19 protein-coding genes, 1 tRNA gene and 3 pseudogenes are annotated in these 23,760 nt (G+C 67.3%); 12 read left to right on the forward strand and 11 right to left on the reverse strand.

Annotated features, from left to right (window positions below; translation table 11 throughout):
* Positions 1-19: 19 nt before the first annotated feature.
* The 5 genes and pseudogenes from DPM13_RS04540 to DPM13_RS04560 form a co-directional block, all read right to left on the reverse strand.
* Positions 20-2,173, reverse strand: a pseudogene (locus DPM13_RS04540) (esterase-like activity of phytase family protein).
* An 85-nt stretch (positions 2,174-2,258) separates the two neighbouring features.
* Positions 2,259-2,609 (reverse strand): hypothetical protein, encoded by a 351-nt coding sequence (locus DPM13_RS04545; protein ID WP_028720147.1) that lies wholly within the window; start codon positions 2,607-2,609, stop codon positions 2,259-2,261.
* Positions 2,606-3,517 (reverse strand): DnaJ C-terminal domain-containing protein, encoded by a 912-nt coding sequence (locus tag DPM13_RS04550; protein ID WP_112887531.1) that lies wholly within the window; start codon positions 3,515-3,517, stop codon positions 2,606-2,608. The genes DPM13_RS04545 and DPM13_RS04550 overlap by 4 nt, the downstream gene beginning before the upstream one ends.
* 209 nt (positions 3,518-3,726) lie before the next feature.
* A complete protein-coding gene (gene mog, locus DPM13_RS04555) occupies positions 3,727-4,275 on the reverse strand; it encodes a molybdopterin adenylyltransferase (RefSeq protein WP_112888697.1) in 549 nt (182 codons plus the stop codon).
* A gap of 570 nt (positions 4,276-4,845) precedes the next feature.
* Entirely contained in the window at positions 4,846-6,072 is a 1,227-nt protein-coding gene (locus DPM13_RS04560) for an argininosuccinate synthase (RefSeq protein WP_112887532.1), read from the reverse strand.
* A 160-nt stretch (positions 6,073-6,232) separates the two neighbouring features.
* On the opposite strand from DPM13_RS04560, the gene eutH reads away from it, so the two are divergent.
* Together eutH and ilvA are read left to right on the forward strand one after the other, a co-directional pair.
* Entirely contained in the window at positions 6,233-6,409 is a 177-nt protein-coding gene (gene eutH / locus DPM13_RS04565) for an ethanolamine utilization protein EutH (RefSeq protein WP_223252342.1), read from the forward strand.
* A gap of 535 nt (positions 6,410-6,944) precedes the next feature.
* Entirely contained in the window at positions 6,945-8,183 is a 1,239-nt protein-coding gene (gene ilvA, locus DPM13_RS04570) for a threonine ammonia-lyase IlvA (RefSeq protein WP_223252525.1), read from the forward strand.
* Between the two features lie 13 nt (positions 8,184-8,196).
* On the opposite strand, the gene DPM13_RS04575 is transcribed toward ilvA, so the two are convergent.
* Positions 8,197-8,544: an Hpt domain-containing protein gene (locus tag DPM13_RS04575; protein ID WP_028720141.1), complete on the reverse strand. Its 348-nt coding sequence runs from the start codon at positions 8,542-8,544 to the stop codon at positions 8,197-8,199.
* A 118-nt stretch (positions 8,545-8,662) separates the two neighbouring features.
* Between DPM13_RS04575 and DPM13_RS04580 the strand changes: the two genes are divergently transcribed.
* A complete protein-coding gene (locus DPM13_RS04580; RefSeq protein WP_223252343.1) occupies positions 8,663-9,955 on the forward strand; it encodes a PP2C family protein-serine/threonine phosphatase in 1,293 nt (430 codons plus the stop codon).
* On the opposite strand, the gene DPM13_RS04585 is transcribed toward DPM13_RS04580, so the two are convergent.
* Positions 9,942-10,406, reverse strand: a complete 465-nt coding sequence (locus DPM13_RS04585; protein ID WP_112887534.1) for an NUDIX domain-containing protein — start codon at positions 10,404-10,406, stop codon at positions 9,942-9,944. The genes DPM13_RS04580 and DPM13_RS04585 overlap by 14 nt on opposite strands.
* Positions 10,407-10,535: 129 nt before the next feature.
* Positions 10,536-10,620: transfer RNA gene (locus tag DPM13_RS04590), tRNA-Leu, on the reverse strand.
* A gap of 201 nt (positions 10,621-10,821) precedes the next feature.
* Between DPM13_RS04590 and DPM13_RS25740 the strand changes: the two genes are divergently transcribed.
* From DPM13_RS25740 to DPM13_RS04630, 9 genes and pseudogenes are all read left to right on the forward strand, one after another.
* Positions 10,822-11,331: an NAD(P)-binding protein gene (locus DPM13_RS25740; protein WP_317616381.1), complete on the forward strand. Its 510-nt coding sequence runs from the start codon at positions 10,822-10,824 to the stop codon at positions 11,329-11,331.
* Positions 11,332-11,440: 109 nt separating this feature from the next.
* Positions 11,441-12,418 carry a GMC family oxidoreductase gene (locus tag DPM13_RS25745; RefSeq protein WP_317616382.1) on the forward strand — a complete coding sequence of 326 codons (978 nt, stop codon included), beginning with the start codon at positions 11,441-11,443 and terminating at the stop codon, positions 12,416-12,418.
* Positions 12,419-12,453: 35 nt separating this feature from the next.
* Positions 12,454-13,446, forward strand: coding sequence for a complex I NDUFA9 subunit family protein (locus tag DPM13_RS04600; RefSeq protein WP_099648029.1), 993 nt, complete (start codon positions 12,454-12,456; stop codon positions 13,444-13,446).
* Positions 13,443-14,249, forward strand: coding sequence for an undecaprenyl-diphosphate phosphatase (locus DPM13_RS04605; protein ID WP_189654917.1), 807 nt, complete (start codon positions 13,443-13,445; stop codon positions 14,247-14,249). The genes DPM13_RS04600 and DPM13_RS04605 overlap by 4 nt, the downstream gene beginning before the upstream one ends.
* Positions 14,250-14,400: 151 nt before the next feature.
* On the forward strand, positions 14,401-15,858 hold the full coding sequence (locus tag DPM13_RS04610; protein WP_112887536.1) for an NAD(P)-dependent oxidoreductase: 1,458 nt from the start codon (positions 14,401-14,403) through the stop codon (positions 15,856-15,858).
* Between the two features lie 40 nt (positions 15,859-15,898).
* Entirely contained in the window at positions 15,899-16,696 is a 798-nt protein-coding gene (locus DPM13_RS04615; RefSeq protein WP_223252344.1) for a hypothetical protein, read from the forward strand.
* A 14-nt stretch (positions 16,697-16,710) separates the two neighbouring features.
* A pseudogene (gene gltB, locus DPM13_RS04620) lies at positions 16,711-21,242 on the forward strand (glutamate synthase large subunit).
* A gap of 93 nt (positions 21,243-21,335) precedes the next feature.
* On the forward strand, positions 21,336-21,542 hold the full coding sequence (locus DPM13_RS04625) for a hypervirulence associated TUDOR domain-containing protein (RefSeq protein ID WP_112888698.1): 207 nt from the start codon (positions 21,336-21,338) through the stop codon (positions 21,540-21,542).
* Between the two features lie 83 nt (positions 21,543-21,625).
* The gene (locus tag DPM13_RS04630) at positions 21,626-22,525 is read left to right on the forward strand and encodes a cation diffusion facilitator family transporter (protein WP_112887537.1); all 900 of its coding nucleotides are present in this window, start codon (positions 21,626-21,628) and stop codon (positions 22,523-22,525) included.
* On the opposite strand, the gene DPM13_RS04635 is transcribed toward DPM13_RS04630, so the two are convergent.
* The 3 genes and pseudogenes from DPM13_RS04635 to DPM13_RS26605 form a co-directional block, all read right to left on the reverse strand.
* Positions 22,522-22,935, reverse strand: a complete 414-nt coding sequence (locus DPM13_RS04635) for a GFA family protein (protein ID WP_099648032.1) — start codon at positions 22,933-22,935, stop codon at positions 22,522-22,524. The two genes, DPM13_RS04630 and DPM13_RS04635, sit on opposite strands and share 4 nt — an antisense overlap.
* Entirely contained in the window at positions 22,932-23,309 is a 378-nt protein-coding gene (locus DPM13_RS04640; protein WP_223252345.1) for a VOC family protein, read from the reverse strand. The genes DPM13_RS04635 and DPM13_RS04640 overlap by 4 nt, the downstream gene beginning before the upstream one ends.
* 346 nt (positions 23,310-23,655) lie before the next feature.
* A pseudogene (locus DPM13_RS26605) lies at positions 23,656-23,759 on the reverse strand (EF-Tu C-terminal domain-related protein); the annotation flags it as partial.
* Between the last annotated feature and the right edge of the window lies 1 nt (position 23,760).

Here is a 23,760-nt window from a genome sequence, read left to right on the forward strand (position 1 = left end):
CCCCCCCGCCCTGCCCGGCCTATTGGGCCGCCGTCTGGGTCTCGAGGCCGAAGGACCAGAACAGCGTCTCGCCCGAGGCATCGTCCACGCCGTCGTTGTCGGTTACGACCCAGACCGTGCCGTCGGGCGATATCGCCATGCCCTCGACCTTGTCCTGGACATAGCCGTTCCAGCGCTTGAGATCGGGGATCAGGTCGCGGACCACCTGCTTGTCGACCAGCGGCAGGTCGCCCCCAAGCGCGGCGGGCTTCAGCCCGTCCAGCGCAACCGAAGTCACCTGTTTCAGCCGCGCCTTGTCGCCGATCAGGTTGTCGCGTTCGATCGGTACAGGCGATCGTAGGTGAAGCGCGTCTCGACCCGACCTGCCCCACTGCCAACCTGCTTACGCGTCACTCGGTTCAGCGCGTCATAGGTGAAAGCAATGACCTGGCCCTTGGCGTCGGTCTGGCGCAGCAGGTTGTTGTTGGCATCATAGGTCATGGTCCAAAGACCGAGGCCGGGATCATCGGAGGTCAGCCGGTGGCGCCGGCGGTCAGTTCAGTGGGCAGTTCGACCTGGGCCAGAACCGCGCCCGCGCCGTTCACATGCAGGATGCGGTGCGTCAGGCCCTTTTCGGCATTGCCTTCGCTGGCCAGCCAGAAGCCGCCCTGCCCATCCGCGGCGATCCCTTCAAGGTCGAGCCCGGCGGCGGGCTTGCCCCCTTCGGTCACGGTGATCTTTTGCGTGATGCGCGCCGGGGTCGTGCCGGTCTGGATGCGGTAGATCGCCGGCTGGTCCTTGTAGACGCTGTCGCTGACGGCATAAAGCACCGCCGGATCGGCCGGATCGACGGTCAGGCCCGACAGCGCGCCCCAGCCGATCACCTCGTCCGAGATCAGGGCGGGATAGGCCGGCGCGCCTTCGGCCCGTTCAAAGATCATCACATGGGCCCGGGCGCCGCCGTCCTCGCCCAGGTCGGTTTCGTTGGCGCTGGCGAACAGGTTGCGCTGCGGGATCGCAACCAGCCCTTCGGGCCCGATGCCCGAAGGCAGGATCTGTTTCAGGCTGGGATTCGCCGGGTCCGCCACGTCATAGGCCGCGATGGCGCTGCCGCGTTCCGAACCGACGAACAGCAGCTTCTGGCCGTCGAACTCGGCGTATTTCAGCGCCTCGGGCTCGACGCCCTTCTTGTCCGACCGCTTTTCGGGGTAGTGGCCGATGCGGATCAGCTCGTGTTCGAAGGCGGGGCCGGATTCGTGGACGACCGTGCCGTTGCGGTTCCAGATGGTGAAGCCGCGCGAGCCGCCCTTGTAATCCCCCTCGTTCGCGGTGGCGAAATGGTCGTTGTCGAGCCAGGCCACGGTGTCGGGTTCGCGCGGCACGCCCCGCAGGCTGCCGGTAAAGTCCAGCTTGCCGTCCTTTTCGGTGTCGATGCCGTCCAGATCGACCGTGCCGGCACTGAAATGCGCGGCAATGGTGCCGTCGGCGCCGATCACCGCGATATGGTTGTTTTCCTGCAGCGTGACGACCAGATCGCCATCGGCGTTGAAATCGAGATATTCCGGCTCGGGATCGTCGCCGCCCTCGGCGGCGAGGCCGGTCAGGTCGATCCGCTCAAGGTTCGCGCAATCGACCTGGCCGTCCTTGACCGGCAGGCGGACGACAAAGCCGGCCGGCATCTGCGGCAGGGCGCCGTCGTTCACGTCCTCGTCGCGCTCGTTCTCGATGGCCACGGCGATCATGTCGTGGCGGGGCGACAGCGCGACCGAGTCGGGCTGCCCGCCCAGATCGCAGGTCGCCACGATCCGCTTGCTGCCCAGATCGACCGAAGCCAGCACGCCCGAGGGCTGGGTAAAGCTGTCCGAGGTGTTGACGCCGACGAAGGCGGTCTTGTCCAGCACCACGGTGGTGGTGGGCTCGCCCGGCATGGCGATGTTGCCCAGGGGTTTCGGCGCGCGGGGATCGGCGATGTCGATCAGGCCGATCGCCTTCAGCGGGCTGTCGGAATAGATCAGCATCATGCCGTCGGGCGTGGCGGTCATGATCTCGGCCGAGGTTCGCGCGCGCGGTCCGCGCCCGCCGCCATGTTGTCGGCGGTGGCAAAGCTTGCGATGCGGTTGAAGACGGGATCGGCGGCGGCCGGCATGGCGGCGGCCAGGGCGATCAGCGAACAGAAGGTCAGGCGGAAGGGCATGGAAATCCTTGAGTTTCGGTTTCCGCCGGGATGTCGCCCCCCGATGTAACAGGGGCTTGTCGCCCCCGTGACCGTTCCGTGACGATCAGCCCCGGACCACCAGCCGGACCTCGCGGATCGCGGTTTTCAGGCGGACGCGCGTCTCGACCGGCTCGCGCGCGAGCGCATCGAGGATGGCGCGCATGTCGCCGCGCAGCCCGTGCAACTGGTCGACCAGCGACAGCACCAGGTTCAGCGCCTCTTCGTCCAGGTGATAGCCTTCGGCCAGGTCGGCGACCAGGTGCAGCCGGGCCAGGTCGATGTCGCGAAACAGCGGGCCGTGGTCGGACTGGACCGGCACCACCACGCCCGCGGCGATATAGCGGTCGATCTGCTCGGAGGACAGCTCCGGCAGTTCGGCCAGGACCTCGGCCAAGGTGTGAAGCCTGCGCGTCATCTTTCCCTCCTTGGATCGTAGGCGTGGCTTTCGCGCCATTCCTGCATGAAGCGGGCCAGTTCGCCGTCCACCCGAGGCGGCATCACGATCTTCAGGACGACATGCTGGTCGCCGCGCCGTCCGCCCTCGCCCGTCAGGCCGCGCCCTTTCAGCCGCAGCTTCTGCCCCGAGCTTGCGCCGCGCGGGACGGTCAGCATCACCGGGCCGTCGATGGTCTGAACCTCGACCTTGCCGCCCAGCACGGCCTCGTCGATGGTGATGGGCAGGGTGGTTTCCACGTCGTCGCCGTCGCGCCGCCAGTCGGGATCCTCGGCCACGATCAGCGTCAGCAGCGCATCGCCCGGCTCGCCGTCGCCCATGCCGGGGCCGCCCTTGCCCCGCAGGCGGATGATCTGGCCGTCGCGGGCGCCTTCGGGGATCTTGACCTCGAGCACGGCGCCGTCGGGCATGGTGATGCGGGTCGAGCCGCCCCGCGCCGCCGTCATGAAGTCGATTTCCAGGGTAAAGCGCTGATCCTGGCCCCGCATGTCAAAGCTCCGCGCGCCCGCGCCCTGCCGACGGGACGCCCCCTGGCCGAACAGGTCCGAGAACACGTCCGACAGGTCGTCGAAATCGGGCGTGCCCCGGCGATAGGGGTTGTCGCCGGCCTGGGCGTAATCGCGGTAATACTGCCGCTGCGGCCGTTCCTGCCCGGCGGCGTCGATCTCGCCCCGATCGAAGCGGGCGCGCTGTTCGGGGTCCTTGAGCAGGTCATAGGCCGAGGAGGCCGCCTTGAAGCGTTCATGCGCCGCCGGATCGGGGTTCAGGTCCGGGTGGTCGGTCTTGGCGATCCGTCGATAGGCCTTCTTGATTTCGTCCTGCGTGGCGGTCTTGCTGAGGCCCAGCGCCTTGTAGGGATCATCGGCCATGGCCGTCTTCGTCCTTTCATTCCTGGCCGGCAAACGCCCGTCGCGCCGCCGCCGTTCCCCGGTATGGGACACAAGGCGGGGGCGTTTGTCCAGTTCGTGGTGACGAGGTTTTGCGCCGACAGCGGGCGCGGCCCAAGGCCCTGCCGCCGTCCTGCGGATTGCCCCTGGATATCTGCGCGGGAAAGCAGGCCATGGACGGTGGGACGCGGTCAGGCACCGGGCCGGAACGCCTTGATGCGGGCGGGATCGGTTTCGATCCGCGCGGCGCCGATCAGGTCCAGGCAATAGGGCACGGCGGCAAAGACCGCATCAAGGCAGGTGGCGATGGCCGAGGGCTTGCCCGGGATGGTGATCATCAGCGTCCGGCCGCGGGTGCCCGCCGTCTGGCGCGACAGGATCGCGGTGGGCACCTCGCGCAGGCTGGCGCGGCGCATTTCCTCGCCAAAGCCGGGCAGTTCCTTGTCCATGACATCGGCCATGCCCTCGGGCGTTTCGTCGCGGGGCGCGGGGCCGGTGCCGCCGGTGACCAGGATCAGGTCGGCGCCCAGGTCGTCGCAAAGCTGCCGCAGCGTTTCGGCAACGCTTGCGCGCCCGTCGGGGATGATGGTGCGGGTGATCTGCATCGGCGAGGTGATGGTGGCGCGCAGCCAGTCCTCGGCCCCCGGCCCGCCCTTGTCGGGATATTCGCCCCGGGCCGCACGGTCCGAGACGGTGACGATGGCGATGCGGGCGGGGCGGGAGGTGTCGGCGCTGTCCATGTCCGCCATAATCGCCAAAGGAAAGGCCGCGGTGAACCGCGGCCTGGCCGGAACCGGAGATTACTTGAACCGGGCGTTGCCAGTCAAGAATAAGCTGTCGAACCGGACGTCCGCGCTTCCTCTCTTTTTTTTTTAATTATAGGGGGACAACCTATATATACTCGGCCCTCCAAAGACTTTTTTCTTTGAAGACGCTCTTGCGATCTCGTTTAGCTGGTATTACAGTAACCCTGGGTTGTAGAGTGCCCTTGGCTCAAAATGCTTTGGTTGGCGTAGCGCCGCATTACGAACTCCGCAATCCGCAATCCGCAATCCGCAATCACCAGTCAACCCAGCTCAATGTTTTCCCTCTTCCAAGATCCGGGTGAAATTCAGCACACTGGCATGTCAAATACGCAAGCATCGCAGCGTCAGCTAATACCGTCACTGATTCGTTAAAACGCAAGCTCCCCAAGGGGTCATCGATTCGAAGCAAACTGTCCATGTCCGCCATATTGGCGCGGCGCATCGCCAAGGAAAGGCCGCGGTGAACCGCGGCCTGGCCGGAACCGGACGGGGACCGAACCGAGATTACTTGAACCGGGCGTTGCGGTTCGCGACCAGCTTCAGGCGCAGGGCGTTCAGGCGGATGAAGCCCGCCGCGTCCTTCTGGTCGTAGGCGCCGGCGTCGTCCTCGAAGGTCACGTGCTTTTCGCTGTAGAGCGAATGATCCGACCAGCGGCCCACGCAATGCACCGAGCCCTTATAGAGCTTCAGCCGCACAGTGCCGGTGACATGTTCCTGGCTCTTGTCGATCAGGGCCTGCAGCATCTCGCGTTCGGGGCTGAACCAGAAGCCGTTGTAGATCAGCTCGGCATAGCGCGGCATGATCGAATCCTTCAGATGGCCCGCGCCGCTGTCCAGAGTGATCTGCTCGATGCCGCGATGCGCTTCCAGCAGCACGGTGCCGCCGGGGGTTTCGTAGATGCCGCGCGACTTCATGCCCACGAAGCGGTTTTCCACGAAATCCAGCCGGCCGATGCCGTGCTTGCCGCCAAGCTCGTTCAGGCGCGTCAGGATGGTGGCCGGGGATAGCACCTCGCCGTTGATGGCGGTGGCATCGCCGCGCTCGAAGCCGATCTCGACATATTCGGGTTCGTTCGGCGCTTCCTCGGGGGAAACGGTGCGCTGATAGACATAGTCGGGCGCTTCTTCGGCCGGGTTTTCCAGCGCCTTGCCCTCGGACGAGGTGTGCAGCAGGTTCGCGTCGACGCTGAAGGGCGCCTCGCCGCGCTTGTCCTTGGCGATCGGAATCTGGTTCGCCTCGGCGAACTCCAGCAGCTTGGTGCGCGAGGTCAGGTCCCATTCCCGCCAAGGCGCAATCACCCGGATCGAGGGGTCGAGCGCATAGGCCGAAAGCTCGAACCGGACCTGGTCGTTGCCCTTGCCGGTCGCGCCATGGGCCACGGCGTCGGCGCCGTGCTTGTGGGCGATCTCGACCAAGTGCTTGGAGATCAGCGGCCGCGCGATCGAGGTGCCGAGCAGGTAGAGCCCTTCGTAGACCGCATTGGCCCGGAACATCGGAAAGACGAAGTCGCGCACGAACTCCTCGCGCACGTCGACGATGTGGATGTTTTCCGGCTTGATGCCCAGAAGCTCGGCCTTGGCGCGCGCGGGTTCCAGTTCCTCGCCCTGGCCCAGGTCGGCGGTGAAGGTGATGACCTCGCAGCCGTATTCGGTCTGAAGCCATTTCAGGATGATCGAGGTGTCGAGCCCGCCCGAATAGGCAAGGACGACTTTTTTCGGCGCGTCGGACATGCGGTTAACCCTTCGGCAAAGTTTCCGGGGGAATAGGACCATTCGCGGCTTGTCACAAGGGGCAGTGCCTGAGGTTATCGTTGCCGACCTGCCAAGACAGGCTGCCGACCGCATCTTGCCGGACTAGACGACATGAGAAAATTTTTTAGACAAGGTCCTGGTGATTTCCTTTGCGGTCTGCGGCGCCTTCATGTTCGGCGATCACCTGGCGTTCTCGGCCAATTTCCAGCCGACGATCATCCTGCCGCTGCTGCTGGGCAAGCTGGCAGGCGGCATCGCCGGCTTTGCCATCGCGATGCGGCTGCAGGGCCAGGCCCGGGTTGGCGTGCGATGCTGAGGAAGGTCGAATCGCTGTGCGGATGCACTGGGCCAAGGCCGTCGATCCGCTGGTGGTCGCGACCGACCCTGCAGCCGAGGCAGCGGGCTTTGACAGCCCCTGGCGCAGCGACAAGCGCCCGCTGGACGGGCTGCTGCTGGGCGTGCACGCCTTTCTGAACGTCTTGGCATGCCATGCGTTGGACCGGTTGCGGCGCGTGGCTGTTGGCAAGTTCTTGCCGGCCGGTGCTCGCCGTCATTGGTCGGGCGCTTGCCGTTGTTCTGCCCGTTGCGGGTCACATGTTGCCGTTGGCGTCATAGGCAAAGCATTGTGTCACGACTCGCCGACTGCCGCGAACGGACGGACAGGAGCGTCACCGGTTGCGGATTTCCCCGCTGGACCCACGGCCAGCTTCCGTGGCGTTCATCGGAGACGAGCAGCAGGTGTTGGGGCAAATGCCCCATTCTGCGCGCCCAGTGGTCCTCTCCTGCTCTCGCATTGTCGGGATGCGCTGAACCGCTTGCCAAAGCCGCGATTTCCGGCCATTCCCCAGGGCATGGAAAACTTTGCCGCCTCTGTCCGCCAGGCAGAGATCGCGCTGCGCGACCTCTTCGAGCCGACGCCCCTGCAAAAGAACGACCACCTTTCGGCCCGCTACGGCGCCGAGATCTGGCTGAAACGCGAGGATCTGACCCCGGTGCGCAGCTACAAGCTGCGCGGAGCCTTCAACGCCATGCGCAAGGCGGTGGCGGCGGGGGGGCGGCATTTCGTCTGCGCCAGCGCCGGCAACCATGCCCAGGGCATGGCCTATGCCTGCCGCCACTTCGGCGTGCGCGGCACCATCTTCATGCCGGTGACGACGCCCCGGCAAAAGATCGACAAGACCCGCATCTTTGGCGGCGACGCGATCGAGATCGTTCTGACGGGCGATTATTTCGACCAGACCCTGGCGGCGGCGCAGGATTTCGCGGGGACCGAGGGCGCGTCCTTTCTGGCCCCCTTCGACGACCCCGACGTGATCGAGGGCCAGGCGACGGTGGGGCTTGAGGTGCTGGCGCAGCTGGACGGCCCGCCCGACGTGGTGGTCCTGCCGGTCGGCGGCGGCGGACTTTCGGCCGGGATTACCCGGCTTTTCGCCGAACTGGCACCCGGCTGCCGGACAGAATATGCCGAACCCGAGGGCGGCGCCAGCCTGCAGGGCGCGCTGGTCCAGGGCGCGCCCGTCACCCTGCCCGCGGTCGACAATTTCGTCGATGGCGCGGCCGTGGCGCGGATCGGCGCCCTGCCCTTTTCGGTGCTGTCCAGCCAGCGCCCCGACCAGGTCCACCTGGCGCCCGAGGATCGGATCTGTGCCACCATGCTGGACATGCTGAACATCGAAGGGATCGTGCTGGAACCCGCCGGCGCCCTGGCTGTGGACGTGCTGCCCGACATTCCCGACCTGGCCGGCAAGCGCGTGGTCTGCATCTGCTCGGGCGGCAACTTCGACTTCGAGCGCCTGCCCGAGGTGAAGGAACGCGCCCAGCGCCATTCCGGGCTGAAACGATATTTCATCCTGCGCATGCCCCAGCGCCCCGGCGCGCTGCGCGATTTCCTACAACTGCTGGGCCCGGACGACGATATCGCGCGCTTCGAATATCTCAAGAAATCGGCGCGCAACTTCGGCTCGATCCTGATCGGCATCGAAACCACGCGGCCCGAGAACCTGGAACACCTGCGCGAGCGGCTGGAGGCGGCGGGCATCGGCCACCGCGACATCACGCGCGACCCGGTGCTGGCCGAATTCCTGATCTGACACCGGCCGCCCGTCAGGCCAGGCGGGCCGCGGGCGGGCCGAATTCCCGGGCGATGCCCGCGATCATCAGCGCCTTCGAGGCGGCATAGGCGCCGAGCAGGGCATCGGTGTCCACGCGGCCGACGCCCGAGGCGATGGCCTCGGCCTCGCCTTCGTCGCAAAGCCGGGCGAACTGCTGGAAACCAAGGTTGCGGGCACAGCCCTTCAGGAAATGAAGCTGGCTGGCCAACTGCGGCCCGGGCTGCGACGACAGCCGCATGATGACCGATTCCACCTCATCCAGGAACAGCTCGAGGATCAGGCGGAACTCGTCGTCGCCGACCTCGCTTCGCAGTTCACGGATGCGGTTCCAGTCCAACATGGATCAACTTTCAGCAGAATCACCAGGACAGAATAGCAGGTTTTTCCCGGAATACGTGTGATGTGGACAATTCTAGCGATTAACGGATCCTTCAGCGCCACGGGGTTAAAGACGGGGCATGACGAATCCGAACGCCCTCGACGACCTGGTGCTGCGCCCGCTTTGGCGGCTGGTGCTGCTTGTTGACGAAAGCCAGGCGCAGCGGCGCACGCTGGCCGTGCAGTTTCGCGGGCGGGCTATACGTGGCCGAGGCCGCGACCTCGACGAAGCCATGCAGATCTGCGCGCGGCGGCGGCCCGACATCGTGATTTCGGACTGGATGAACCCCGACAGCGCGGGCCTGGAATTCTGCCGCCGGTTTCGACAGATGCAGTCGGACCGCTACGGCTATTTCATCCTGCTGACCGCGCGCACCGACAAGAAGGACGTGGCCGAGGGGCTGCGCGCGGGCGCCGACGAATTCCTGACCAAGCCCGTGTCGGGGGCGGAGTTGCTGGCACGGCTTTCGGCCGGCGAACGCATCCTGCGGATGGAGGAAAGCCTGCGCAGCGCCAATGCCCAACTCAAGGAAACGCTGGCGCAGCTGCGAGAAACCCAGGCCGCCCTGGACCGCGACATGCGCGAGGCCAAGCGGCTGCAGCAGGGGCTGGTGCGCGAACGCAACGGGCGCTTCGGCGATTTCGACCTGACCCTGCTGATGCGGCCGGCCCAGCATATCGGGGGCGATCTGGTGGGGTTCTTCCAGATCGATGCGGACCGGGTGGGGCTGTTCGCGCTGGACGTGGCGGGCCACGGGATCGCGGCCGCCCTGCTCAGCGCGCGGCTCGCCTCGCTGCTGTCGTCAGGGCCGGAGTTGAACATCGCCTTTCGCATGACCGACGCGGGCCAGCCCGTGGCCCGGCCGCCCGCCGAGGTGCTGGCCCAGCTGAACGCTCTGATGATCGACGAATTGCGAACCGACAGCTATTTCACGATGATCTATGCCCATCTCGACGTCCGTACGGGGCGGGTGCGTCTGGTCCAGGCCGGCCACCCCCATCCGGTCGTGCAGCGCGGGGACGGCACGATCCAGAAGATCGGCGCCGGCGGCATGCCGGTCGGCGTCTTTCCCGACGCCACCTTCGAAGAGATCGAGATCCCGCTGGCCCCGGGCGACCGGCTGTTCATCGCCTCGGACGTGGCTGACCGAGGCCGAGAACCGAGCGGCGAGCCATCTGGCCGACGAGGGGCTTCAGGCGATCTTGCGCACCAACGCCATGCTGCACGGCAGCGCATTGCTGGAATCGATCTGCTGGTCGGCCTCGAACTATGCCGAGGGCAAGCGGAACGACGATGTCTCGGCCGTGCTGATCGAGCATCTGCCGGCGCGCGGGACAGGAGAGTGAGGCGTGGATGCCTCAATGCCCTTTGAAGCCTTTCCAGCCGTGGCGTCGGACAAGGGCGCGCATGAAGGCGCGGGCGCCGGGGTCGGGCAGGCGCGCGGCGGCCTCGGCCAGGGGAACCCAATGGGCGGAATGGCCCGGCTCGGTCGGCGGGCCCTGGCGCAGGATCGGGCGCGCCAGCCAGATCGAGCACAGCTTTTCCGCCCAGAGCCCGTATTCGGGCATGAAGCAGTGCCGGCGATAGGCGCCCAGCCGGCGCGCCCCGCCGATGGTCCAGCCGGTTTCCTCGCGCACTTCGCGATGAAGCGCGGCCTGGGACGATTCGCCGGGGTCGATGCCACCGCCGGGCAACTGGAATTCGGGCGCGGGGTGATTCTGGAAGGTCAGCAGAACCGCCCCGTCGCGGACCAGAATCGCATAGGCGCCGGGCCGCAGCCGATAGCGGCGCGGCATGGGCGGAGGGCCGAAACGTCGGATCATGAACCATCCCCAAGACACCGGACAGACCGCCAGGGGGCGCCACGCCGGTCGCTGTTGTCAAGGGCGCACGGGACCCGGCGCCGGAATGCAAAAACCGCGCAAGCCATTCAGCTTGCGCGGTTTTTACCTTGGTGCCCAGGAGAGGACTCGAACCTCCACGCCTTGCGGCACACGGACCTGAACCGTGCGCGTCTACCAATTCCGCCACCTGGGCAGGTGGTGTGGGCGGGTGATTAAAGCCACCAGCGGGGGGCGTCAATGGGCCAGTCAAAGATTTTTTGCTGTTCTTTCCTTTTTTTAATTTAGAATGGCTCTGGCCCGCCGAACCGGCTGTCGTTTCGGTCAGCTTGTCGCGTCTTGGGAGGCGGAACTAAAGACAGAGCGGCCCTTCATTTTCAGCAGGAACGGATTTCGCATGGATGACATTGCCGCCCGCCTCTGGGATGCGATCGTGATCGGTACGGGCATGGGGGGCGGCTCGGTCGGGCGCCGGCTGGCCGAACAGGGCCTGTCGGTGCTGTTCGTGGAAAAGGGCCCCGACCTTGGCGACCAGCCGGTGCAGTCGCTGGCCATCGACAGCAGCGACCGAAGCGCGCGGCTGGCGCATGGAGCCTGGCCCAGCCTGATCTCGGCGCGGCTCGACGGAACCTGGTGCGAGCTTGACGGCATGATCGGCGCGGGCGTGGGGGGCACCTCGGCCTTCTATGCCGCAACGCTCGAACGGCCCGAGCCGCACGACCTGGACGATACCCCCGGCCACCCCCATCCGACCGGCGGCTGGCCCGTGGGATACGAGGCGATGCGCCCCTGGTTCGAACTGGCCGAGCGCTATTTCTCGATCAGCGGCGAGGCCGACCCCCTGGACCCGGCCCCGCGAACCTGCCCGCACCGCCGCGCGCCCTGCCCGGCTCGGACGCGGCGCTGATGGAGGACCTGCGCCGCGCGGGCATGCACCCCTATCAGACCCACATGGCCGCACGATTCCGCCCGATTGCGCCAACTGCTTCGGCCAGCGCTGCCCGCGGCGCTGCAAGATGGACGGACGCTCGGCCGGGGTGCTGCCGGCGCTGGCGACGGGACGGGCGGCGCTGATCGACCGCTGCAGCGTCCAGCGGATCGAAGCGGACGCCACCGGCGTCACGGCGCTGCATTGCCGGCGCGACGACGGGACGGCGGTGACGCTGCGCGCCCGATGCTATGTGCTAGCGGCGGGCGGGCTGGGCTCGCCCACCCTGATGCTGCGCTCGACCAGCGAGCATTGGCCCCAAGGCCTGGGCAACCGCAACGACATGGTCGGCCGCAACCTGATGTTCCACCTGTCCGAGATCATCGCGATCTGGGCCGGCCGCACCAAGGGGGAAAGCGGCGCCTCGCGTTCGATCAGCATGCGCGATCTCTACTCGATGCAGGGCGAACGGTTCGGCACGGTGCAAAGCATGGGGCTGGTGGCCGGCTATGGCGAGATCCTGCATGCGATGAACAGCCGCTTCGACCGCTCGGCCCTGCGCCGGTTGCGGCCCTTGCGGATGGGGCTGCGGGTGCCCGCGCGGATCGCGGCGCGGGTTCTGGGCCAGGCCAAGCTGTTCGTCGGCGTGCTCGAGGACCTGCCCTATGAGACGAACCGCGTCCTGGCCGATCCACAAGACCCCGACCGGCTGACCTTTCACTATGACGTGTCCCCCGAACTGCATCGCCGCCGCGCGGCCTTTCGCCAGGCCATGCGGCAGGCGTTCCAGCCGCACCGCGCCCTGTTCATGGGCCAGGCGCCGCAGCTGAACTTTGCCCATCCTTGCGGCACGCTGCGCTATGGCACGGATACCGCGTCGAGCGTCCTGGATCCCGACTGCCGGGTGCATGGGCTGTCGAACCTGTATGTGACCGATTCCAGCTTCATGCCGACCTCGAACGGGGTGAACCCCAGCCTGACCATCGCGGCCAATGCCCTGCGGGTCGCCGACCGGATCGCCCTGACGATGCGCCGGCCGCTTGCCGCTGGCGGCGCGCTTGGGTAATGAGCGGGACAGCACGCCACCAAGGAGCGAAAGCCATGTCCGCAGCCAAGCTTGTCACGATCTATGGCGGGTCCGGTTTCCTGGGCCGCCAGATTGCCCGGGCGCTGGCCGCCGAGGGCTGGCGCGTCCGCGTCGCCGTCCGCCGGCCGAACCTTGCCGGGGTGGTGCGGACCTACGGCGCCCCCGGCCAGGTCGAGCCGGTGCCCTGCAATGTGCGCGACGACCTGTCGGTCGCGGCCTGCATGACCGACGCCGATGCCGTCATCAACTGCGTGGGCATTCTGGTCGAAGAGGGCAAGAACACCTTCGGCGCCGTCCATGACGAGGCCGCCGGCCGCATCGCCCGCCTGTCCGTCGAACGCGGCGTGGCGCGGATGGTCCATGTCTCGGCCCTGGGCGCGGATGCCGGGTCCGACAGCCTCTATGCCGCCTCGAAGGCGCGCGGCGAGGCGGCGGTGCTGCGCTATCGTCCCGACGCCGTGATCCTACGCCCCTCGGTCATCTTCGGGCCGGACGACAAGTTCTATAACCGCATCGCCGCGATGTCGCGGCTGGGGCCGGTGATGATGCTGCCCGCCGCCGAGGCCGAGATCCAGCCGGTCTATGTCCTCGATGTGGCCCAAGCCGCCGCCAAGGCCGCCAAGGGCGAGGCCGAGCCCGGCATCTATGAACTGGGCGGCCCCGAGGTGCTGACCATGCGCGCCCTGGCCCGGCAGGTGCTGGACACCATCGGCCGGCGCCGCGCCATCCTGGGCATGCCGGGCTTGCTGGCCCGCCCCCTGGCCGCAGTCCTGGACGGGGTCCAGATGGCGACCGGCGGGCTGCTGACCAACCGCATCCTGACCCGCGACCAACTGCGCAGCCTGAAGCGGCCGAACCGCGTGGGCGAAGGGGTCAAGACCTTTGCCGACCTGGGCATCGTGCCCACGGCGCCCTCGGCGGTGATCGGGCAGTATCTGTGGCGCTTCCGCCCCTCGGGGCAATATGACGCGATCACCGCGACGGCCAAGAACCTGCGCGGGAACTGATGGACCAGAACACGATCGTCGCCGCCCTTCTTCTCTGCTGGAAGGGCTTGGCAAGCTTCGTGCCCATGTCCTCGACCGGCCATGTCCTGCTTGCCGGGCATTTCCTGGGCTTCGATTCGCCGGGCAGCGCCTTCGAGGTGCTGATCCAGTTCGGCGCGATCCTGGCGATCCTGGGGGTCTACGCGGGCAAGCTGTGGCGCATCTTTTCCAGCGCGCCGCAAGATCCGGCGGCGCGCCGCTTCATCCTGGCGGTGCTGTTGGCCTTCCTGCCGGCCGCGGTGATCGGCGTGCTGGCGCATGGCGTCATCAAGACGGTGCTGTTCGAAACCCCGATGCTGATCGCCGTCATGCTGATCCTGGGCGGGTTCGTCCTGCTGTTCGTCGACCGCATGGCCCGAAACCCGCGCTTTCACCGGGCCGAGGACATTCCGGTCGCCACCGCGCTCAAGATCGGGCTGATCCAGTGCCTTGCGATGATCCCCGGGGTTTCGCGGTCGGGCGCGACGATCACGGGTGCCCTTCTTTTGGGCGCGGACAAGCGGGCTGCGGCCGAATTCAGCTTCTTCCTGTCGATGCCCACCATGCTGGGGGCATTTGTCTATGATCTGTACAAGAACCGCGACATTCTGGACGCGGCCGCCGCCGGCAACATCGTGGTCGGCTTCGTCTGCGCCTTTCTGGCCGCTCTGGTCGTGGTGCGCTGGCTGCTGACCTATGTCTCGGTCCACGGCTATGCGGTCTTTGCCTGGTGGAGAATCGTCGTCGGAAGCCTTGCTGCGCTGGCCCTGCTGGCTGGTTGGTAAACTATGCTGACCTAAATTTCGCGTCCGCAGCATGGATTTTGCTTTGCGCGAGCCGAAAATCGTTAATTAGGTCAGTATAGTTGACTTTTAATTGCGCGCGCCCTGCAATATCAGGGTCGGGACCAGCCTTGCAACCGAAGGACGCGCAGCCATGGCCACGCAGAAGATGCTCAAGTTCGTTACCATCGGGCGCGAGATGCCCGAAAAGCGCGACGCCGCATCCCGGTCCGAGGACTTTCACGAGATCTATCGCGAGTTCGCCGACGCCAAGGCCAAGGAACAGGCCAGCCGGTGCAGCCAATGCGGGGTCCCCTATTGCCAGAGCCACTGCCCGCTTCACAACAACATCCCGGACTGGTTGCGCCTGACCGCCGAGGGGCGCACGCAGGAAGCCTATCTGCGCAGCCAGGAAACCAACACCTTCCCCGAGATCTGCGGCCGCATCTGCCCGCAGGACCGGCTGTGCGAGGGCAACTGCGTGATCGAGCAGTCGGGCCACGGCACCGTCACCATCGGCGCGATCGAGAAATACATCACCGACACCGCCTGGGAGATGGGCTGGGTCAAGCCCCCCGCTCCGGCCGTCGAACGCCCTGAATCCATTGGCATCATCGGCGCGGGCCCAGGGGGCCTTGCCGCCGCCGACCGGCTGCGGCGGATGGGGTTCCAGGTCACCGTCTATGACCGCCACGACCGCGCCGGCGGGCTGATGATCTATGGCATCCCCGGCTTCAAGCTGGAGAAGGAGATCGTCGAGCGCCGCAACCGGCAGCTGCGCGACGGCGGCGTCGAATTCGTGCTGAACACCAATGTGGGCGAGGACATCAGCTTTGACGCGATCCGCGGCAAGCACGACGCGGTGCTGATCGCCACGGGCGTCTACAAGACCCGCGACCTGGACCTGGACAATGCCGAGGCCAGGGGCGTGGTGCGGGCGCTGGACTATCTGACCGCCTCGAACCGGGTGGATCTGGGCGACGAGATCCCGGACTATGAGGATGGCGAGTTGAACGCGCTGGGCAAGCGCGTGCTGGTCATCGGCGGCGGCGACACCGCCATGGACTGCGTGCGCACCGCCATCCGCCAGGGCGCGCAATCGGTGAAATGCCTGTATCGCCGCGACCGCGCGAACATGCCGGGCAGCCAGCGCGAGGTCCAGAACGCCGAGGAAGAAGGCGTTGAATTCGTGTGGCTTTCCGCCCCCGGCTCGTTCGCCGGCCATATCCCCGGCGAGGCCAAGGTGGCACAGGAGGTCGATGTGGACGGCGAGCCCGTCACCATCGCATCCGTCCGCATCCAGAAGATGCGGCTGGGCGCGCCGGACGTGTCGGGCCGGCAATCGCCCGAGCTGATCGAGGGCGCCGATTACGACGAGCCGGCCGACCTGGTCATCAAGGCGCTGGGCTTCGAGCCCGAGGACCTGCCCCGGCTTTGGGGCGTCGAGGGGCTGGAGGTCACGCGCTGGGGCACCGTCCGGGCCGATTACAGCACGCACCAGACCAGCCTGCCCGGCGTCTTTGCCGTGGGCGACATCGTACGGGGCGCAAGCCTGGTGGTCTGGGCGATCCGCGGCGGGCGCGAGGCGGCCGACAGCATCGCCGGCTTCTGACCGGCGCGGCCCGCGTCGCCGCCGAATAGGGGATGTGACCATGATGCAGCATCCGTGCACCGCGCGTACACCGGGCGTACACCGCCCGAGGACGTGGCCGGTCGCGGCGCGGCTGGCGCTGGCGGTGGGTGTGTCAGCCTTGCTGACCCTTTCCGCCCTGCCCGCCCGCGCCGCCACCTTCACCCCGCCGCAAGGCTGCCGGCTGGAGATGACGATCCAGAACCGGGGCTGCACGGTGTCGCAGCATTACCGCTGTTCGGGCGACGGCCCCGGCGACCAGCGCGTGACCTATTTCACGCCGGACGGGCCGACCTATCAGTCGCGCATCGACAGGGAAACGCGCTGGATGGAAAGCACCGACCTGCGCACCGGCCTGACCGACGTGCTGGAGGAAGGGGCGGCGGACGACGCCTCGTTCAGCACGCTGCTGGCGACGGGGCGGGACGATTTCGATTTCTGGACCCGCTCGAACGACGGTGAGCGGCTGCGCCATGTCGGCCATGACGAACTGACCGGCGAGACGGTCGAGATCGACGGCGTCGCGCTGGAGATCACCCGGTTCGAGCTGACCACGCAGAACGAACAGGGCGACGTGCTGATCCGGCGCCAGGGCCAGCAGTTCATCAGTCGCGCGCATGGCCGGTTCTATGGCGGGGTCGAGACATCGAGCGACTGGACCGGCGCCAGGGAAAGCAGCGACGACAGCCCGGTGAGCTTTGCCTTTCCGGGGCAGGCCGGCTTTGGCTCGACCAGGCCGGAATATGATTGCGACCTGCAGATGGTGGGCGGCCGCGGCGCCGACATCCTGAGGCAGCTTTTGAGGGAGTCACGGACGTGAACGCTAGCGACATCATGAGCTGGGAACAGCAGGAACAGGCCCGCCGCGACTGGATGGACCGGAACTCGCTGTACCGGGCCGAGGACGAGCATTCGTCCTGCGGGGTGGGCCTGGTCGTCAGCCTGGACGGCAAGGCCAGCCGCAAGGTGGTCGAGGCCGGGATCAACGCGCTGAAGGCGATCTGGCACCGCGGCGCGGTCGATGCCGACGGCAAGACCGGCGACGGCGCGGGCATCCACGTCCAGATCCCGGTGCCGTTCTTTTACGACCAGGTGCGCCGCACCGGGCACGAGCCCGACCAGGGCAAGCTGATCGCCGTCGGCCAGTGCTTCCTGCCGCGCACGAACTTTGCCCAGCAGGAAGCCTGCCGGACCATCGTGGAATCCGAAGTGCTGCGCATGGGCCACTATATCTATGGCTGGCGCCACGTCCCGGTGAACACCGCCGTTCTGGGCGAAAAGGCCAACGCCACCCGCCCCGAGATCGAGCAGATCCTGATCCGCTGCGAAAAGGACATCGACCAGGAGCAGTTCGAGCGCGAGCTGTACATCATCCGCCGCCGCATCGAGAAGGCGGCCATCGCCGCGCAGATCGCGGGGCTGTACCTGTGCACCCTGTCCTGCCGGTCGATCATCTACAAGGGCATGATGCTGGCCGAGCAGGTCGCGGAATTCTATCCCGACCTCAAGGACGAGCGGTTCGAGAGCGCCTTCGCGATCTATCACCAGCGCTATTCGACCAACACCTTCCCGCAGTGGTGGCTGGCCCAGCCGTTCCGCATGCTGGCCCACAACGGCGAGATCAACACGCTGAAGGGCAACACCAACTGGATGAAAAGCCACGAGATCCGCATGGCCAGCCGCGCATTCGGCGACATGGCCGAGGATATCAAGCCGATCATCCCCGGCGGTTCGTCCGATTCGGCGGCGCTGGATGCCGTGTTCGAGGTGATGGTCCGGTCGGGGCGCAACGCGCCGATGACCAAGACCATGCTGGTCCCCGAGGCCTGGTCCAAGGCCACCACCGACATGCCCAAGGCCTGGGCCGACATGTACGCCTATTGCAACGCCGTGATGGAGCCCTGGGACGGGCCGGCGGCGCTGGCGATGACCGACGGGCGCTGGGTCTGCGGCGGGCTTGACCGCAACGGGCTGCGGCCGCTGCGCTATGTCGTCACCGGCGACCGGCTGCTGATTGCGGGCTCGGAAGCCGGCATGGTCCCGGTGGACGAAACCAGCGTGCGCGAAAAGGGCGCGCTGGGTCCGGGCCAGATGATCGCCGTCGACATGGCCGAGGGCAAGCTTTACCACGACCGCGAGATCAAGGACCACCTGGCCGCCGCCCAGCCCTTCGGCGAGTGGCTGGAAAAGGTCGTGCAGCTTTCGGAAGTGATGAAGGACCTGCCCGAGGAGCTGGTCTTCAAGGGCGAGGAACTGCGCCGCCGCCAGATCGCCGCCGGCTATACGGTCGAGGAAATCGAATCCATGCTGGCGCCCATGGCCGAGGACGGCAAGGAGGCGCTGGCCAGCATGGGCGACGCACGCCGCCCGCGGTGCTGTCAGGCCAGTATCGGCCGATGTCGCATTTCTTCCGGCAGAACTTTTCGCAGGTGACCAACCCGCCGATCGACAGCCTGCGCGAAACCCGGGTCATGAGCCTGAAGACGCGGTTCGGCAACCTCAAGAACGTGCTGGACGAATCCAGCGCGCAGACGGAGATCCTGCTGCTGGAATCGCCCTTTGTCGCGAATGGCGAATTCGCCGAGATGATGAAGCTGTTCGGCGACACGGTGACGCAGATCGACTGCACCTTCGCCGATGGCGCGGGCCCCGAGGCGATGGGCGAGGCCCTGGCCCGCATCCGCGCCGAGGCCGAGGATGCCGTGCGTTCCGGTGCCGGCCATCTGGTGCTGACCGACGAGAAGGTCGGACCGGACCGCATCGGCCTGCCGATGATCCTGGCGACCAGCGCGATCCATTCCTGGCTGACCCGCAAGGGGCTGCGCACCTTCTGTTCGCTGAACGTGCGCGCCGCCGAATGCGTCGATCCGCATTATTTCGCGGTGCTGATCGGCTGCGGCGCGACCACGGTGAACCCCTATCTGGCGCAGGACACCATCGCCGAGCGGATCGAGCGCGGGCTGCTGCCCGGCTCGCTGATCGAGAACATGCGCAACTATCGCGACGCCATCGACGCGGGCCTGTTGAAGATCATGGCCAAGATGGGGATCTCGGTCCTGTCCTCCTATCGCGGGGGCCTGAACTTCGAGGCGGTGGGCCTGTCGCGCGCCATGGTGGCGGAGTACTTCCCCGGCATGCAGTCGCGGATTTCCGGCATCGGCCTGCACGGGCTTCAGGCCAAGCTCGAGGACATCCACCACAAGGGTTTCCACAGCGACGTGGCCGAACTGCTGCCGGTGGGCGGCTTCTACAAGGCGCGGCGGACGGGCGAGAAGCACGCCTGGGAAGCCAACACCATGAAGCTGCTGCAGATCGCCTGCGAGAAGGCGTCCTATGACGTGTGGAAGCAGTTCACCGCGACCATGCGGGCGAACCCGCCGATCCATCTGCGCGACCTTCTGGACATCAAGCCGCTGGGCAAGCCGGTGCCGCTGGAGGAGGTGGAATCGATCACCTCGATCCGCAAGCGCTTCGTGACGCCGGGGATGAGCCTTGGGGCGCTGTCGCCCGAGGCGCACATGACGCTGAACATCGCCATGAACCGCATCGGCGCCAAGTCCGACAGCGGCGAGGGCGGCGAGGATCCGGCGCATTCGCATCCGCTGCCGAACGGCGACAACCCCTGCGCCAAGATCAAGCAGGTGGCCTCGGGCCGCTTCGGCGTCACCGCCGAATACCTGAACGCCTGCGAGGAACTGGAGATCAAGGTCGCGCAAGGTGCGAAACCCGGCGAGGGCGGCCAGCTGCCCGGCATGAAGGTCACCGACCTGATCGCGCGGCTGCGGCATTCGACCAAGGGCGTGACGCTGATCTCGCCCCCGCCGCACCACGATATCTATTCGATCGAGGACCTGGCGCAGCTGATCTATGACCTGAAGCAGATCAACCCGCGCGCCAAGATCACCGTGAAGCTGGTGGCCTCGTCGGGCGTCGGCACCATCGCGGCGGGCGTGGCCAAGGCCAAGGCGGACGTGATCCTGATCTCGGGGCACAACGGCGGCACGGGCGCCTCGCCCGCGACCTCGATCAAGTTCGCCGGCCTGCCCTGGGAGATGGGCCTGACCGAGGCGCATCAGGTGCTGGCGATGAACCGCCTGCGCGACCGGGTGACGCTGCGCACCGACGGGGGCCTGCGCACCGGCCGCGACATCGTCATGGCGGCGATGATGGGGGCCGAGGAATACGGCATCGGCACCGCCGCGCTGATCGCCATGGGCTGCATCATGGTGCGCCAGTGCCAGTCGAACACCTGCCCGGTGGGCGTCTGCACGCAGGACGAAAAGCTGCGGGCGATGTTCACCGGCTCGGCCGACAAGGTGGTCAACCTGATCACCTTCTATGCGACCGAGGTGCGGGAAATCCTCGCCAGCATCGGCGCGCGGTCGCTGGACGAGGTGATCGGCCGCGCCGACCTGCTGACCCAGGTCAGCCGGGGCGACAAGTCGCTGGACGACCTGGACCTGAACCCGCTGCTGATTACCGTCGATGGGTCCGAAAAGATCGTCTATGACCGCACCAAGCCGCGCAATGCGGTGCCGGACACGCTGGACGCGGAAATCATCCGCGACGCCAGCCGCTTTTTCAGCGACGGCGAGAAGATGCAGCTGTCCTATGCGGTTCGAAACACGCTGCGCACCATCGGCACGCGCACGTCGTCGATGATCGTGCAGACCTTCGGGATGAGGAACAACCTGCAGCCCGACCACCTGACGGTTCGGCTGACGGGTTCGGCGGGCCAGTCGCTGGGCGCCTTCGCCGCCCCGGGGCTGAAGCTCGAGGTGTCGGGCGATGCCAACGACTATGTGGGCAAGGGGCTCTCGGGCGGCACCATCGTGGTGCGCCCGCCGATGGCCTCGCCGCTGGTCGCGGCCGACAACACCATCATCGGCAACACCGTGCTGTACGGGGCGACCGACGGTTATCTGTTCGCGGCGGGCCGCGCGGGCGAACGCTTCGCGGTGCGGAACTCGGGCGCCAAGGTGGTGATCGAGGGCTGTGGGTCCAATGGCTGCGAATACATGACCGGCGGCGTCGCCGTGATCCTGGGCCGGATCGGCGCCAACTTCGGCGCCGGCATGACCGGGGGCATGGCCTATCTTTACGACCCCGAGGGGCTGGCCCGCGCCTATATCAACCCCGAGACGCTGATCCTGTGCCCGGTGACCCAGGCCCATTGGGAGGCCGAGCTGAAGGGGCTGGTCGAGCGCCACGCCAAGGAGACCCGCTCGCGCCGGGCCGAGGAGATCCTGCAGAACTGGGAGGAAGAAAAGCTGAACTTCCTGCAGGTCTGCCCCAAGGAGATGCTGCCCCACCTGAAGCATCCCATCGCGGATGTGGACGACCTGCGGGCGGTGCCGGCAGAGTAAGGATCGGGGGCCCTGCGGGGCCCCTTTTCATGCGCGGCGGCCGGAACCCCGCGCCCGCCGCTGCGGTTCGATGCCATGGCAACGGAGGCGCGCATGGCGGAGGATCTGCGAAAGGGAACCCGGGTTTCCTGGAACAGCAGCGGCGGGACGGCGCATGGCAAGGTGGTTCGCAAACAGACCACGCCCACCCGGATCAAGGGCCACAAGGTCGCGGCCTCGGCCGATGACCCGCAATACATCGTCGAGACCGACGAGGGCAGGCGGGCGGCGCACAAGCCGCAGGCCCTGACGCGGGAATGACGCGCGAGCCGCATTCGCCGGTTGGCCGCGCCGCGCATCGGCGCTAGAAAGCCCGCGCGGCGGAACAGGCAAAGGAAGCGCGCATGTCGGGTCAAAATCCGGCCACCGAACGGATCGCCGTCGGCAGCATCGTCGTGGGCCTTCTGGTCCTCGGGCTCAAGGCGCTGGCCTGGTGGGTGACGGGTTCGGTCGCGCTGCTGTCGGACGCGCTGGAAAGCACGGTGAACGTGGCGACCGCCGTGGCCGCGCTGATCGCCATTCGCGTCGCCGCGCGCCCGGCCGACAAGACCCATCCCTATGGCCACCACAAGGCCGAGTTCTTCAGCGCGGTGCTGGAGGGCGTGATGATCATCGTCGCGGCCCTGCTGATCCTGGGCGAGGCCTGGCGCGGCTTTCAGAACCCGCCGGTTCTGGACGCGCCCTGGCAGGGGCTGGGAATCAACGGCCTGGCCAGCGTCATCAACGCCTGGTGGTGCTGGGTGCTGATCTCGGGCGGGCGGCGGCTGCGGTCGCCCGCGCTGGTCGCGGACGGCAAGCACCTGCTGTCGGACGTGATCTCCTCGGCCGGGGTGGTGCTGGGCGTCGGGCTGGCGGCTGTGTCGGGCTGGGCGGTGCTCGACCCCGCGCTTGCGGCGCTGGTCGCGCTGAACATCCTGTGGTCGGGCTGGCGGGTGATGGCCAGTTCGCTGTCGGGCCTGATGGACGAGGCCGTGGCCGAGGATACGCTGACCGCCATCCGCAACACGATCTCGGACCACGCGACCGGCGCGATCGAGGCGCATGACCTGCGCACCCGTCACGCCGGCCCCCGCACCTTCATCGACTTTCACCTGGTGGTGGACGGCCAGACCACGGTCGAACAGGCGCATGACATCTGCGACCGGGTCGAACGGGCGCTGCACCAAAGGCTGCCCGACGCCCAGATCACCATCCATGTCGAGCCCGACCACAAGGCCAAGCATTCGGGCGTGCTGGTGATCTAGAGCGCGCGCGGCTCGGGCGCGCTGTCCTGCCAGGCGTCATGGGCGCCGTCCGCGTAATGGACCGGCGCGGCGGCCAGTTCGGCGTCGGTCACATTGTCCAGCGCATTGACGCAGACGGCGACGAAGCGGCCGCCGAGTTCGGGCAGATCGCCCCGGGTGAACAGGCGCGTGCCGCAGCGGCCGCAGAAATGGTGGTGCATGTCCACGCCGTCGTCCTGCATGCGCGGGGTTTCGGCCAGCGCCTCGGCGCCGCGGATCAGGCGAAAGCTGTCCGGGTCGGGCAGCCGCACCTCCCAGTAGCGCATCTTGCGGCAGAAGCGGCAGTTGCAGCGCATCGTGCCCTGGCCGATGTCGGCTTGGGCCGCAAAGGCCACGGCGCCGCAAAAGCAGGATCCTTGCAGGTCGCTCATGGGCGATCTCCGTGAAAGACGGCCTCGATGTTGTTGCCGTCGGGGTCGAGGACAAAGGCGCCGTAATAGCCGGGGTGGTATTCGGGGCGCGGCCCGGGACGGCCGTTGTCGCGCCCGCCCGCCGCCAAGGCGGCCGCGTGGAAGTCGGCAACGGTCGCGCGGTCCGGCGCGGCAAAGGCCACATGCACCGGCCCGCCTGCCGGCTGGCTGGTGCCGATCCAGAAGGCGGGCTCGGTCCGGCCATAGCCCAGATGGCTGCCGCGGCCGCTTTCGGGTCCCGCCTCCGTGAGGATGCGGATGCCCAAGGGCGCCAGCACCCGTGCAGAAGGCGTTCGACCGGCCGAGGGGACACCCACGTTCGATATGTCGATCATGCGCCCCTCCGTCGTGGCCGGCTCCGGGCGATCATGCCAGCTTACGCGGGCGGTGGGGACCCGAAAACCGCCGGCGCGTCAAGCGCCCTCAGAGCGGCAGTCCGCGATGAGGCCCCCGGCCTGGAGAGACCGGATCGGCCCAAGGGAAACCAGCCGGGCCAGAGGCAGGCGCTCGGGTCCCCCGGGCGCCACCCGGCCCTTCAGCGCTTTCCAGATACCCTGTCTCCCCCCACGCGAAAGCCCGCCCCCTGCGGGACGGGCTCTTGCCGCCGCGATATCCCCTTGCAGGGATCACCCGGCGGTGCCTCTGGCGCGCGAGCGGGGTCTTGCGACCCCGCCCCGGCGCTTACTTCAGGATCTTCGACACGACGCCCGCGCCAACCGTGCGGCCGCCTTCGCGGATGGCGAAGCGCAGCTTCTCTTCCATCGCGATCGGGGCGATCAGCGCGCC

Source organism: Paracoccus mutanolyticus (genome assembly GCF_003285265.1).
Taxonomy (GTDB): domain Bacteria; phylum Pseudomonadota; class Alphaproteobacteria; order Rhodobacterales; family Rhodobacteraceae; genus Paracoccus; species Paracoccus yeei.

Coding starts and splice junctions, on each gene's coding strand:
- DPM13_RS04640 (WP_223252345.1), bottom strand. CDS start 23,309: ATGATCGACATATCGAACGTGGGTGTCCCCTCGGCCGGTCGAACGCCT.
- DPM13_RS04580 (WP_223252343.1), top strand. CDS start 8,663: ATGACGAATCCGAACGCCCTCGACGACCTGGTGCTGCGCCCGCTTTGG.
- DPM13_RS04560 (WP_112887532.1), bottom strand. CDS start 6,072: ATGTCCGACGCGCCGAAAAAAGTCGTCCTTGCCTATTCGGGCGGGCTC.
- DPM13_RS04635 (WP_099648032.1), bottom strand. CDS start 22,935: ATGAGCGACCTGCAAGGATCCTGCTTTTGCGGCGCCGTGGCCTTTGCG.
- DPM13_RS04600 (WP_099648029.1), top strand. CDS start 12,454: ATGTCCGCAGCCAAGCTTGTCACGATCTATGGCGGGTCCGGTTTCCTG.
- DPM13_RS04585 (WP_112887534.1), bottom strand. CDS start 10,406: ATGATCCGACGTTTCGGCCCTCCGCCCATGCCGCGCCGCTATCGGCTG.
- DPM13_RS04610 (WP_112887536.1), top strand. CDS start 14,401: ATGGCCACGCAGAAGATGCTCAAGTTCGTTACCATCGGGCGCGAGATG.
- DPM13_RS04550 (WP_112887531.1), bottom strand. CDS start 3,517: ATGGCCGATGATCCCTACAAGGCGCTGGGCCTCAGCAAGACCGCCACG.
- DPM13_RS04625 (WP_112888698.1), top strand. CDS start 21,336: ATGGCGGAGGATCTGCGAAAGGGAACCCGGGTTTCCTGGAACAGCAGC.
- DPM13_RS04545 (WP_028720147.1), bottom strand. CDS start 2,609: ATGACGCGCAGGCTTCACACCTTGGCCGAGGTCCTGGCCGAACTGCCG.
- ilvA (WP_223252525.1), top strand. CDS start 6,945: ATGGAAAACTTTGCCGCCTCTGTCCGCCAGGCAGAGATCGCGCTGCGC.
- DPM13_RS04575 (WP_028720141.1), bottom strand. CDS start 8,544: ATGTTGGACTGGAACCGCATCCGTGAACTGCGAAGCGAGGTCGGCGAC.
- DPM13_RS04630 (WP_112887537.1), top strand. CDS start 21,626: ATGTCGGGTCAAAATCCGGCCACCGAACGGATCGCCGTCGGCAGCATC.
- DPM13_RS04615 (WP_223252344.1), top strand. CDS start 15,899: ATGATGCAGCATCCGTGCACCGCGCGTACACCGGGCGTACACCGCCCG.
- mog (WP_112888697.1), bottom strand. CDS start 4,275: ATGGACAGCGCCGACACCTCCCGCCCCGCCCGCATCGCCATCGTCACC.
- DPM13_RS25740 (WP_317616381.1), top strand. CDS start 10,822: ATGGATGACATTGCCGCCCGCCTCTGGGATGCGATCGTGATCGGTACG.
- DPM13_RS25745 (WP_317616382.1), top strand. CDS start 11,441: ATGGACGGACGCTCGGCCGGGGTGCTGCCGGCGCTGGCGACGGGACGG.